10 protein-coding genes and 1 pseudogene are annotated in these 12517 nt (G+C 63.5%); 10 read left to right on the forward strand and 1 reads right to left on the reverse strand.

Annotated elements, in window-relative coordinates; genetic code table 11:
- The first annotated feature begins 17 nt into the window (after positions 1–17).
- Positions 18–461, forward strand: a complete 444-nt coding sequence (gene cynS, locus ACWJKU_RS16095) for a cyanase (RefSeq protein WP_454143863.1) — start codon at positions 18–20, stop codon at positions 459–461.
- A gap of 22 nt (positions 462–483) precedes the next feature.
- Here cynS and ACWJKU_RS16100 read toward each other — a convergent pair whose 3' ends face one another.
- Positions 484–1893 carry an aminotransferase-like domain-containing protein gene (locus ACWJKU_RS16100; protein WP_454143865.1) on the reverse strand — a complete coding sequence of 470 codons (1410 nt, stop codon included), beginning with the start codon at positions 1891–1893 and terminating at the stop codon, positions 484–486.
- Positions 1894–2020: 127 nt separating this feature from the next.
- Here ACWJKU_RS16100 and ACWJKU_RS16105 point away from each other — a divergent pair, with 127 nt between their 5' ends.
- The 9 genes and pseudogenes from ACWJKU_RS16105 to ACWJKU_RS16145 all read left to right on the forward strand — a co-directional run bounded on the left by ACWJKU_RS16105 (position 2021) and on the right by ACWJKU_RS16145 (position 12510).
- Positions 2021–2998 (forward strand): DMT family transporter, encoded by a 978-nt coding sequence (locus tag ACWJKU_RS16105; protein ID WP_454143867.1) that lies wholly within the window; start codon positions 2021–2023, stop codon positions 2996–2998.
- Entirely contained in the window at positions 2985–3581 is a 597-nt protein-coding gene (locus tag ACWJKU_RS16110; RefSeq protein ID WP_454143869.1) for a glutathione S-transferase family protein, read from the forward strand. Before ACWJKU_RS16105 ends, ACWJKU_RS16110 begins: the two co-directional genes overlap by 14 nt.
- A gap of 130 nt (positions 3582–3711) precedes the next feature.
- Positions 3712–4167 (forward strand): annotated as a pseudogene (locus tag ACWJKU_RS16115) (aminotransferase class I/II-fold pyridoxal phosphate-dependent enzyme); the annotation flags it as partial.
- Between the two features lie 175 nt (positions 4168–4342).
- Entirely contained in the window at positions 4343–4822 is a 480-nt protein-coding gene (locus tag ACWJKU_RS16120; RefSeq protein ID WP_454148163.1) for an aminotransferase class I/II-fold pyridoxal phosphate-dependent enzyme, read from the forward strand.
- Positions 4819–5739 carry an EamA family transporter gene (locus tag ACWJKU_RS16125; RefSeq protein WP_454143871.1) on the forward strand — a complete coding sequence of 307 codons (921 nt, stop codon included), beginning with the start codon at positions 4819–4821 and terminating at the stop codon, positions 5737–5739. The genes ACWJKU_RS16120 and ACWJKU_RS16125 overlap by 4 nt, the downstream gene beginning before the upstream one ends.
- A gap of 483 nt (positions 5740–6222) precedes the next feature.
- Positions 6223–8559: an efflux RND transporter permease subunit gene (locus tag ACWJKU_RS16130; protein ID WP_454143873.1), complete on the forward strand. Its 2337-nt coding sequence runs from the start codon at positions 6223–6225 to the stop codon at positions 8557–8559.
- Positions 8559–10319 (forward strand): fatty acyl-AMP ligase, encoded by a 1761-nt coding sequence (locus ACWJKU_RS16135; RefSeq protein ID WP_454143875.1) that lies wholly within the window; start codon positions 8559–8561, stop codon positions 10317–10319. Before ACWJKU_RS16130 ends, ACWJKU_RS16135 begins: the two co-directional genes overlap by 1 nt.
- A 21-nt stretch (positions 10320–10340) precedes the next feature.
- A complete protein-coding gene (locus tag ACWJKU_RS16140) occupies positions 10341–12146 on the forward strand; it encodes an acyl-CoA dehydrogenase family protein (RefSeq protein ID WP_454143877.1) in 1806 nt (601 codons plus the stop codon).
- Positions 12130–12510, forward strand: coding sequence for an acyl carrier protein (locus ACWJKU_RS16145; RefSeq protein WP_454143879.1), 381 nt, complete (start codon positions 12130–12132; stop codon positions 12508–12510). The genes ACWJKU_RS16140 and ACWJKU_RS16145 overlap by 17 nt, the downstream gene beginning before the upstream one ends.
- Positions 12511–12517: the final 7 nt, after the last annotated feature.

Genomic DNA, 12517 nt, shown 5'->3' on the forward strand with positions numbered 1-12517 from the left:
TGTTTCGGGAGAGTTGAATGAGCAGAATCGAAGTGACCGAAAAGATCGTTGCCGTAAAGGTCAGCAAAGGGCTGAAGTGGGCCGACGTAGCCGCCAGAATCGGACTGAGCAAGGAATGGGTCACCGCGGCCTGCCTCGGCCAAATGACGCTCACGAAAGAGCAAGCCGCCATCGCGGGAGAGATATTCGACCTGACCGAGGATGAAAGACGCTGGCTGACGGTTGTGCCCTACAAGGGCTCGCTGCCCACGAGCGTTCCGAGCGATCCGTTGATCTACCGGTTCCACGAATTGATCAGCGTGTACGGAACCACCCTCAAGGAACTGATCCACGAGGAGTTCGGCGACGGAATCATGAGCGCCATCGACATCAAGATGGATCTGAGCCGCGAGCCGGACCCGAACGGGGATCGCGTCAAAATCACCCTGTCCGGGAAATTTCTCCCCTACAAGACCTACTGAGGCGTCCGCCTCGGAAACCCCGTCACGCCCGGTCGTCGCGAGTTTCATCCAGAAACCGGAAAATGGCGGGATTCCCGCAGCCGGCCGCGTTGAAGCGCAGCCAGGGCGAGGCTTCCTGCTGGGGCCTGAACAGGGCGCCCGGCGCCAGCATGATGCCCTGCCTGGCAGCCGCCGCGGCTAAATGCGTGGCGTTCTCGGACGCTTCACGGCGCGCCCAGATGAACAATCCGTCCTCGTCTTCCCGATAGATTTCCAGTCCGCTGGCTTCGAGGTTTCTGACCGCTTCGCCGCGCGCCTTGCGGAGGCGAAAGCGCAGTTTTTCCAGGTGCTTGCGGTAATAGCCGTCGGTGAGGAGTTCGTAGACCAGGCGCTCGTCGATTTCCGAGGTGGTCAGGCTGGTCAGGAGCTTGAGATCGGTCAGGCTCTCGGCGATTTCGTACTTGCAGGCGAGGAAGCCGACCCGTAGGCTTGCGGAAACGGTTTTCGAAAAACTGCTGACGAACAGCACCCGCTCCAACTGATCGAGCGTCGCGAGACACGTGGCGTGCGCGGTCAGCAAATCGCCGTAGATATCGTCCTCTACGATCATCAAATCGTAGCGCTCGGCCAGTTGCAAAACCCGGTGGGCGACCGGCTGGGTGATGCTGACCCCGGTCGGGTTGTGCAGCACCGTATTGGTGAAGAACACCTTGGGCCGGTGCTCCCGGATCAGGTTTTCCATCGCGGCGGTATCCGGCCCCTGGGTAGTCCAGGGCACGCCGACCAGTCTGGCTCCCGAGAGCTTCAGATAACCGAACAGGGTGTAATAGCCGGGATCGTCCACCAGCACGGCATCGCCCGGCTTGACGAACAGCCGGCTGATCAGGTCCAGGGCGTGGGTAGCGCCGCGGGTGGCGACGATCTGCCGGGGAGAACAGCCGATGCCCTGATCCTCGAGTCGCCGCGCCAGCAGCGACCGCAGCGGTTCGTAGCCGGCCGGCAGGCCGTAGCCGGTCAAATAGGCGCCGCTCTTGCGGGCGAGCGTGCGGAGACTCCGCTGAATCCCTTCGCCGTCCATCCACTCGCCGGGCAGCCAGCCGGCGCCGGGCATGGCGATATGGGATTGCTCCTGCAAGGCGTTGCGGAGCAGCCAGAGCACATCCATGGCCCGATCGAGCTGGCAGGACTGATTCGCCGCATCGCCGGACTCCGAGCGATGGGCCACGTAAAACCCCGACCCCTGCCGGGATTTCAGATAACCCATCGCCACCAGCCGGTCGAACGCCTGCACTACAGTGAACTTGCTGATCCGATGGTCTTCCGCGAAATGCCGGATCGACGGCAGCCGCGTACCGGGCCGCAAGGCGCGCTCGTCGACGCGCTGCTTGATGCCGGCCACGATCTGCTCGATCAAAGGACGGCTGTCGTGGGGGTCGAGATTGAGGGAATTCATGACTGTTATGGCTCCGGGACCGGTACAGGTTGGCCGGATCGATCGACAACTGTACCTGTATTGTCCTCACCCGGCGATTTATTGTACGGCCATAAGGTCTGAACACACACTCAAGGAATCGCGCCTCATGCCGTCGAACAGGTCGAAGATACGTCAGGGTTGGCTTTTCGCTGTTTTAGGGATCGCCGGTTTCAGCCTGACCTTGCCCGCGACGCGCATCGCCGTCCTGCATCTCGATCCCTGGTTCGTGGCGCTGGGACGCGGCGTACTCGCAGCGGGACTCGCGGCGATCGCGCTGCTGATCACTCGGCAGCCTTGGCCGCAGCGCCATCAACTCCGAAGCTTGGCATTAGTCGCATTAGGGGTCATCATCGGTTTCCCGCTGCTTTCCGCCTGGGCCATGCGGGAACTGCCGGCTTCCCACGGCGGCATCGCGCTTTCGGTCACGCCCCTCGCAACGGCCTGTTTGGGCGCCTGGCTGGCGGGCGAGCGCCTGTCCGGGCGCTTCTGGATCGCGTCGCTGATCGGCGCCGGCGCGGTGTTCGCGTTTGCCCTCGAAGCGGGCGGCGGCAGCCTTCGCTTGGGCGATCTCTGGCTGTTCGCGGCATCCTTGCTGGCCGCGCTGGGTTATGCCGAGGGAGCCCGGCTGACCCGGATTCTGGGCGGCTGGCAAGTCATCAGCTGGGCGCTGGTGCTGGCGGCGCCCTGGTTACTGGGACCTTTGTGCTGGATCATGGCGCATACCGATCTGTCGGCGCCGTCCGACGCCTGGGCCGGGTTCGCGTATGTCGCCGTGGTCAGCCAGTTCCTGGCGTTCATATCGTGGTATCGCGGCCTGGCCTTGGGCGGCATCGCGCGGATCGGCCAGATACAACTGTTGCAGCCGTTCCTGACTCTGGGCGCTTCCGCGTTGTGGCTGGGCGAGCCGATGAGCGGCTCGCTGCTCGGCGTGGCGGCCGTCGTGGTATCGAGTCTTTGGGTCAGTCAGCGGACACCGGCGCGGGTCGGCGGAAATGAAGCGCAAAGCCGCCAAATTCGAGATTCGATGACGTTACAGACCGGGAAAAATCCAATCTTAATGAGAAACGATCATGAAGCTTTATGACATGGAATTATCGGGGAACTGCTACAAAGTAAGACTGCTTTGCTCGTTGTTGGGCCTGCATTGCGAATCCGTCCCTGTCGACCTGATGAAGGGGGAACACAAGCAGGCCGCCTTCCTGGCCTTGAATCCGCGCGGCCAGGTTCCGGCGTTGGACGATGCCGGCACCGTCGTGTGGGATTCGATGGCGATTCTGGTGTACTTGGCCAGAAAATACGACGGGGATGACCGGTGGCTCCCCGCCGAAGCCGAACCGATGGCGCGGGTCGTGCAATGGCTCGCGTTGTCGGAAAACGAAATCCTGTACGGACTTGCGCGGGCGCGGGCGATAATCCGATTCAACCGCCCCTGGGATCTGGCACCATGTCAGGAACTGGGAAGATCCGGATTGAGCGTCATGGAAAATCATCTCGAACGCAACCGATGGCTCGCCGCCGACTGGCCCACCATTGCCGATGTCGCCTGTTATCCGTACGTCGCGCTTGCTCCGGAAGGCGGCGTCGCATTGGACGATTTTCCCCACATCGGTCAATGGATCGCACGTATCCAGTCCTTGCCCGGTTATGTGAGTATGCCTGGACTCTAAGATGACGATGAACCTTCGACTTTCGCGCCGTGCCGGACGGCTCACCAGTTCCCTGATCCGCGACATCCTGCAAGTCACCCAGCGGCCCGGCGTGATTTCCTTCGCCGGCGGATTGCCCGCGGACGAACTGATGCCGCCCCTGGATTTCGAAGGCCTCGCCGACGACTACCGCCAGTACGGCCCCAGCGAAGGCGAGCCCGCCCTGCGCAACCTGATCGCGCAAAATCTGTCCGCGCTGGGCATGGATTGCAGCGCCGAGCGGGTGCTGGTCACGTCCGGCTCGCAACAGGGCATCGACCTGGTCGGAAAGCTCTTTATCGACGAAGGATCGCCGGTCGTGCTGGAGGCGCCCACCTATCTGGCCACGATCCAGGCGCTCGGCGTGTACGGCGCGGAATTCGAGGGCCTCCCGCTGTCCGCCGACGGCATCGATCCGGATGCGCTGCGCTGGACCATAGACCGTCGCCGGCCGGCTTTCGTCTATTTGATCCCGACTTTCCAAAATCCGTCCGGATATTGCTACACCGACGAAACCCGGCGCGCCGTCGCCAAGGTCCTGGACGACACCGGCATACCCCTGATCGAGGACGACCCGTACCGGGACCTGGTCTATCGGCCGGTCGACCGGACCCCGATCTGCGCCTATCTGGAACGGGCGCCCTGGGTTTATCTCGGGCTGGAGAAAAAGCAGGAAGAGTGGGACGACCTGAGGCGCCTATCTGGAACGGGCGCCCTGGGTTTATCTCGGGAGTTTTTCCAAGATCACCGCGCCGGGCCTCAGGGTGGGCTATCTCGCCTCGTCGCCGGAACTCCTCTCCGGACTGATTCGGTTGAAACAGTCCGGCGACCTGCACACCAACCGGATCGGCCAAGCCTGGCTGACACGATTTCTGGCCTCGGCCGAGTTCGACGAGCATCGGGCGCGGATGATTCGGGTCTATGGCGAACGGCGCGATGCGATGCAAACCGCCCTGCTGCGTCATTTCGAGGGGCTCGCCGAGTGGCGGGCGCCGGCCGGCGGGCTGTTCTTCTGGCTGCGCCTGACCGAGGAGCGCGATACCCTGGCGGCGCTCCAGGCGTCCCTCACGCGCGACGTGGCGTTCATGCCGGGAGATCCGTTCTTTCCCGCTAAAGATCTCCGCTACCCGGCCTTGCGCTTGAACTTCAGCCACGCGGCTCCGGAAAACATCGAGAAGGGCATCGCCCGGCTGGCGGAGATTTTGGGCGAGCGTCCCGAATGAAAACGAAAATGTGGATCGCGTTACTGGCGGTTTATCTCGTCTGGGGCTCGACCTACCTGGTGATCCGCTTCACGGTGGAAACCCTTCCGCCGTTTCTGTCGGCCGGGCTCCGCTTTCTGGTTTCGGGCGCGATCCTTTTGGTCTGGCGACGCGCGGCCGGCGATGCCCTGCCGACCCGCCGCCAATGGCGCTCGGCCGCCATCGTCGGCATCCTGCTCCTACTCGGCGGCAACGGACTGGTTTCGTGGGCCGAGCAGACCGTCCCTTCGGGCGTGGCGGCGCTGATCATCGGCGCAGTACCGATGTTCATGGTGATCGCCGATGCGATCAGGCCGAACGGCGTCAAACCGGCCGGCCGCGTGATCGCCGGCCTGGCCATCGGCTTCACCGGGATTTATCTGCTCGTCGGCCCTTCCGAATTTTCGGGCGACAGGCATCTCGACCCGTTCGGCGTGACGGCGCTCCTGATCGCTGGCCTGCTCTGGGCGATCGGCTCGGTGTACGGCAAGACCGCCGACCTGCCGAAGTCCGCCTTGATGACCACGGGCGCGGAAATGCTGGCCGGCGGCCTCGCGCTGATGGCCGCGAGCGCCGTCAGCGGCGAATTGAAGGGATTCGACTTTTCCCTGGTGTCCGCCGACTCCTGGCTTGGATTGGCCTATCTCATCGCGTTCGGTTCGATGATCGGCTTCGTCGCCTACGCCTGGCTCTTGCAAAACGCGCCGATTCCGCTGGTCGCGACCTACGCCTACGTCAATCCGCTGGTGGCGGTGTTCCTGGGAAACTGGTTCGCGCAGGAACCGCTGACCCCGCGGATTTTGGCGGCGTCGACGATCATCATCGGATCGATCGTCTTCATCAACGGCGCGGGCCGTTCGAAAGCCCGCAAGGCAGCGGCGGTCGCGGTGAACGAATGATGCCTTTTGCGGTTCGATTCACGGCACGCTCAATCACCCGCTCCACGCCGACCGCATCCGGCTGGGACGCTTTGCCCTAAAAACCGCCGTCGAATCGACGAAACGGCCGCCAGGCCACGCCGGCCGCCGCAGGCCCTCGCCCCAACCCCGCTCCCAAAGGGAGAGGGCCAGACGCCCCCTGCTCCCGACCTTCAAAACGCCTCTCCAATCGCAAACGGCCGTCCGGGAAGGGGCTTTTTCAGAGCTTCCTTAACGATATTTCGTACGGAACGCGCGTGCCGTATGTGGGACGACTCGAGTCGCCCGCGTCCGTGCCGCCGCCCAATCCACGCAGCATCATCATGCCGTCACACTTCTGTGACAAAAATGCCCGAATTGTAATTAATTCACAGATTTCGCTTCGGGCTGTCTTTAGGCTTGCCGCCTAAGATTCAGACCGATGCCTGAATACCTGTTCCGTTCACATAACAAAAGCGAAAACTTATGGCCAAATTGGAATTCCTGATAAAGCGCCGCTGGCTGACGATCCTGCTGACTCTGGTTTTCGTCGGACTTTGCGGCAGCGGTTTGCGCTTCCTGCAGCAAACCTACGATTACCGGATTTACTTTGCCGACGACGACCCCGAATTCAAAGCGTCCGAGGCCTTGCAGGAAATTTACACCCACAGCGACAACGTTCTGTTCGCATTGGCGCCGAAAGACGGCAACGCATTTTCCCGCGAGACCCTCGAAGCGGTATCCGAGCTGACGGCGGCGGCCTGGAAGATTCCTTATTCGCTCCGGGTGGATTCGGTCACCAACTTTCAGTACAGCACGGCGAGCGGCGACACCATCGATGTGCACGATCTGGTCGCCCATCCGGACCGGTTGAGCGACGAGCGGCTGGCCGAGTTGCGCGAGATCGCGATCCACGAGCCCTTACTGCGCAATCGCCTGATTTCCCCGTCGGCCCATGTCACCGGGGTCAACGCGACGATCCAGTTGCCCAATGTCAATCCCGACCAGGAAACCAAGGAGGTCGTCGCTTACGCGCGCGGCATCGTCGACGAGATGCGCCGGGCCTACCCGAACATCGACGTTCATCTGACCGGCATCGTCATGATGAACAACGCCTTTCCCGAGGCGTCCGAAAAGGATACCGCCACCCTGATCCCGGCGATGTTCGGCCTGGTGATCCTGGGACTCTGGTGGATGACGCGGTCTGCCGCCAGCACCTTCGCCATCGTGCTGACGCTGCTGTTCACCATCGTCTCCACCATGGGCCTCGCCGCCTATGCCGGACTCAAGCTGTCCCCGGCGGCCTCGGCGGCTCCGCTCATCATCCTCACGGTGGTGATCGCCGACTGCATCCACACCTTGACGACTTACCTGGGCCTGATCCGCCGGCAAAATCTCCCGAAAGCCGAGGCGATGACGCGGGCCATCGCGATCAACGGCAAACCCCTGCTGCTGACCTCGGCGACCACCGCGACCGGCTTTCTCACCCTGAATTTCGCCGATTCCCCGCCGTTTCACGATCTCGGCAACATCACCGCCGCCGGCGTGGTGATCGCGGCCCTGATGTCGCTGACCTTCATGCCGGCGCTGGTCACCCTGTTTCCGGCGGGCAACCCGAAGCGGCCGGCCAAGGCGCATCGCCGGATCTGGCTGGAGCGCTTCGCGGATTTCGTGATCGCCCGCCGCACGCCCTTGCTGTGGGGTTCCATGCTGGTCGCGCTGGTGCTGGGCGGCTTCGTGACCCGGAACGAGCTGAACGACGAGTTCGTCAAGTATTTCGACCGCAGCATCCCGGTCCGCCAGGCCACCGAATTCGTGACCGACAATCTGACCGGCGTCTACCTCATCGAGTACTCGGTGAACGCGGGCGAAACCGGCGGCATCAACGCCCCGGATTTTCTGCGTAACCTGGAGAAATTCGCCGAGTGGTACCGGTCCCAGCCCGAGGTGCTTCACGTCAACGTGCTCACCGATACCATGAAGCGGCTGAACCGGAACATGCACGGCGACGATCCGGCCTGGTACCGCCTGCCGGACGATCGCGCACTGAGCGCGCAATACCTCCTGATGTACGAAATGTCGCTGCCCTTCGGCCTGGACATGAACAATCAGGTCAATCTGGACAAGTCGGCGACCCGCGTCACCGTCACCCTGAAGAACCTCACCAACAACGATCTGCTGGCGCTGGAAAAGCGGGCCCGCGACTGGATGGCCGCGAACCTCCCGGCCACCATGCAGGCGCCGGGAATCGGCTGGTCGATGATGTTCGGGCACATCGCCGAACGCAACATCGACAGCATGGTGGTCGGCATCGCGCTGGAAATGGTTTGTATCGCGCTGTTCCTGATCGTTCCCCTGCGCTCGGTCAAGCTCGGCCTTCTGACGCTGATCCCCAACGTTCTGCCGGGCCTCCTGGCGTTCGGCATCTGGGGCATCGCGGTCGGACGGATCGGTTTGGCGGCCTCGATCATCGTCTCGATCACCCTGGGCATCATCGTCGACGACACGATCCATTTCACCGCCAAGTATCTACATGCGCGCCGGGACAAGGGATTGAGCCCCGAAGAGGCCGCCCGTTACGCAATCGTCGAGGTCGGCGAAGCCTCCCTGATCATGTCGCTGGTCCTGATGGCCGGCTTCGGGCTGCTCGCGTTCTCGACCTTCCAGATCAACTCCATCATGGGGCTGATGTCGATGCTGACCATCCTGATCGGTTTGTTGATGGAAGGCCTGATGCTGCCGCCGCTCCTGATGGCGGTGGAAGGGCGCGCCCGCAAGGCGGCTCGGCCGAAACTCGTGCCCCGGACCAAGGAGGCGAACTGATGAGAAGCTCTGCCGCACTGGCTGTGAATCGGAACGGCCCGACCGAAAACCTGGTGGATTGGCTGGAAATGCGCGCCGACGCTTCCCCCGACCGGACGGCCTACGCCTTCCTGCGCGACGACGGCAGTATCGCCGAGATCGGCTACGCGCAGTTGGCCGGGCGCGCCCGCGCGATCGCGGCCCATTTGCAGGCCGAAGGAATGGAAAGACAGCGCGCGGTGCTGCTGTACCAGCCGGGTTCCGAGTACATCACCGCGTTTTTCGCCTGTCTCTATGCCGGGGTCGCCGCGGTGCCGGCCTTCACGCCGCGCCCCAACGCCCCGCGCGGAGACGCCGGTTACGCCCGCATCCGGGGCATCGCCGCCGATGCACAGGCCGCCCTGATGCTGACCACGCAAGCGGCGCTCGCCGGCCTCGGTCCCGAGGGCGCCCGCGAAGTGGGCGGCGGCGCGGCCTGGCTGGCGACGGACGCGATCCCCGCGGAATCGGCCGCATCCTGGCGCCGGCCTTCGCTGGAACCGGACGACCTGGCGTTCCTGCAATACACCTCGGGTTCGACCGCGGCGCCCCGCGGCGTGATGCTCAACCACGGCTCCCTGATCCACAACCTCGAACAAATCCGCCGCAACGTGGGCATACACACCGAGTCGCACGCGGTGATCTGGCTGCCGCCCTATCACGACATGGGATTGATCGCAGGCATTCTGGAGCCCATCTACAGCGGCATTCCGGTCACCCTGATGACTCCGGCCGCCGCCATCCAGCGGCCGTTCGCCTGGCTCTCGGCCATCTCCGGCCGCCGTTCGGTGATCAGCGGCGGGCCGAATTTCGCCTATCAGCTCTGCGTTCAGAAGATCAAGCCGGAACAGCGGGATGCCCTGGACCTGAGCGGATGGGAAGTGGCTTTCTCCGGCGCCGAGCCGATCTGCGCGGAAACCCTGGACCGCTTCGCGGAGTATTTCGCGCCTTGCGGTTTTCGCAAGGAAGCCTTCTTTCCCTGCTACGGCCTGGCCGAAGCCACCCTGTACGTCACCGGAGCCCCCGGCAAGCGCCCGAGCCACGCGAAAAGCTTTTCCAAGGAGGCTCTGGAACAGGGCCGGGCGGTGCCGGTCGACGCCGGTTCGGAACAGGCCCGGACCCTGATCAGTTGCGGCGTGGTCGACCCGAGCCAAAAGCTCGCGATCGTCGATCCGGAAACCCATGAACTCCTGCAACCCGGACGGGTGGGCGAAATCTGGGTGGCCGGACCGAGCATCGCGTCCGGCTACTGGAATCGTTCGGAAGAAAGCGATGCGACTTTCAGGGCTCGGCTTCCGGCGCATTCACGGGACACGTTCCTGCGCACGGGCGACCTGGGCTTCGTGGACGAGGGCGAAGTGTACGTCACCGGACGCATCAAGGATCTGATCATCATCCGCGGCCGCAACCATTATCCGCAGGACATCGAGTTCACCGCGGCCGAGTGCCACGCCGACTTGCGCAAGGGCGGCGGCGCGGTGTTCTCGGTGGAGCGCGAGGGCGAAGAGCAACTGGTGGTGGTCCAGGAACTCAATCCCCGCCGTTCCGGCGCCGATTTCCGGGAAATGACCCTGGCCATACGCAAGGCCGTTTCCGCCGGGCATCAGTTGCAGGTTTTCGCGATCGCCCTGCTCAAGGCCGGAGCGATTCCCAAAACGTCGAGCGGAAAAATCCAGCGCCGGGCGACCAAGGCCCGGTTCCTGGCCGACGATCTCAACCCGCTGTTTCTCGATCAGCGCTAAGCCAACCTGAGAGCACGAATCATGAGCGAAGCTTTAAACCAATACCGCGCCGCCCGCGAACTGGAGTCGTTTCTGGGCGATCCGTCGGACCCGGACAATACCTGGTCGTTCAAGACCTCCATGGAATGGGACGAACGCGAGGAATTTCCGCAGCCGGCGATCGACAAGCTGCGGGCGTTCGGCATCAACGCCCATTACATCCCGGTCGCCTACGGCGGCAAGCTGGATTCGTACGAGGAATTCCTCGCCCTGGGCCGAATCGTCGCGCGCCGCGACCTGACCGCCGCCATCACCTACAGCACCTTCGTGTGGTCGACGGTGGTCTGGATCGGCGGCAGCGAGGCGCAGAAAATCCGCCAGGCCGAGTACATCCGCGACAACAGCGAAGCCTTCTGTCTCGCCTATTCCGAGGAACACCACGGCAGCGACCTCCTGGCCAACGACATGCGCGCAGTCCGCGCCGGCGACCGCTATCTGCTCAGCGGCGAAAAATGGCCGATCAACCGCGCCACCCGCTCCGGCGCCACGGTTCTTTTGGCGAAAACCGACGACGGCAAGAATTCCCGCAGCCTGTCCGTCTTCCTGTTGTACAAATCGGATCTGGATCCGGCCCGCTTCAGCCATTTGCCCAGGGTCAAAACCCTCGGCCTTCGGGGATGCGAAATCAGCGGCCTGCGCTTCGATCGCTGCCCGGTGCCCGAAGATGCCCGGATCGGCGAGGAAGGACACGGCCTGGATCTGGCCCTGAAAGCTTTCCAGGTGACCCGCACCTTGTGCGCCGGGCTCTCCCTGGGCGCCACCGACACCGCCTTGCGGACGACCCTGGATTTCGCGCTGCAACGCCGGCTGTACGGCGGCAGCGTGTTCGACATCCCGCATGCCCGCACCACGCTGGTCGAAGCCTTCGCCGACATGCTGATCTCCGAGTGCATGGCGATCGCCTCCGCGCGCGGGCTGCACGTCGTCACCGAGCAGTTCAGCGTCTGGTCGGCGGTCGTCAAATACTTCGTGCCCACCACCCTGGAGCACACCGTGCAGCGGCTCGCCGTGGTGCTCGGCGCCCGCTTTTACCTCCGCGAAAAGCACCATCACGGCATCTTCCAGAAAATGCTGCGGGACAATGCCGTGGTCAGCCTGTTCGACGGCAGCACGGTGGTGAACCTGAAGGCGCTGACGCTGCAACTGCCGTATCTCGCGCGGAACCTGGCGCAGTCGGACCAGCGCCGCGACGACGTCCGGCTGCGTTCGCGGTTGACGGCTATCTTTTCGTTGAACCATCCGCTGCCGCCGTTCGACGGCAAGCGACTCGATCTGTTCAGCCGCGGCCAGGACGACGTGCTCCAGGGCATCGAAGTGGCTCTGTCCAAATTGCGGGCGCTCCGCTCGAGCGCCGCTCACGAGGCGTCCGTACTCGACCGTCTCCTGGTCCTGGCCGAAACCCTGGCGAACGCCGCGCACGCCTTTGCCGAAGAGGTCAAGGCCGCGTTCTCCCGGGAGCGGGAAACCCTGAGCGCGGAAAGCTTCGAATTGTCGCGCCGCTATTGTCTGCTGCACGCCGGGGCGTCCTGTCTGCAATTCTGGCTCTACAACCAGGGGGCGCTGGATTCGTTCTTCAATCACGGGGGGTGGCTGGTGTTCTGTCTGTCCCGCGTATTGCGGCAATTGGAACTCCAGGTGCCCGACGAACCGCCGCGGATCGAAGCCGACATGGCCGCTCAACTGAGCCGGCTGTTCGAGGAAAACCGCCTGTTTTCACTGATTCCGTTCCCGCTCGCTCCATCCGTTCAACAACATGAAGAGGACATTCGCCATGCCACACAACGATAAAACCCCAACCCTGCAATCCGTCCCGTCTCACGCCGAAATCGGCGAACGCCTGACCGCGATGCTGGCCGAGCAACTGCGCATGAAGCCGGAGGAGATCGAGCTGGCACGACCGCTCGGCGAATACGGGCTGGATTCGATCAACGCCATCAACCTGGCCGGAGACCTCGAGGATTGGCTCGGATTCCAACTGCCGTCGACCCTGCTCTGGGATTACCCGACCGGGGAAGCCCTGGCGAATTATCTCGCGGAAGCGGTCGCCAATCCCGACGCGCGGGAAAATCCGGATTCCGGCGAGGATCTTTTCACGGAAAAGGCGCGGGCGACGGCCGGACTGAGTTTCGCCCCGTCAACCGCCGACGCTTAAACATTCA

This window comes from Methylocaldum sp. MU1018 (assembly GCF_053646775.1).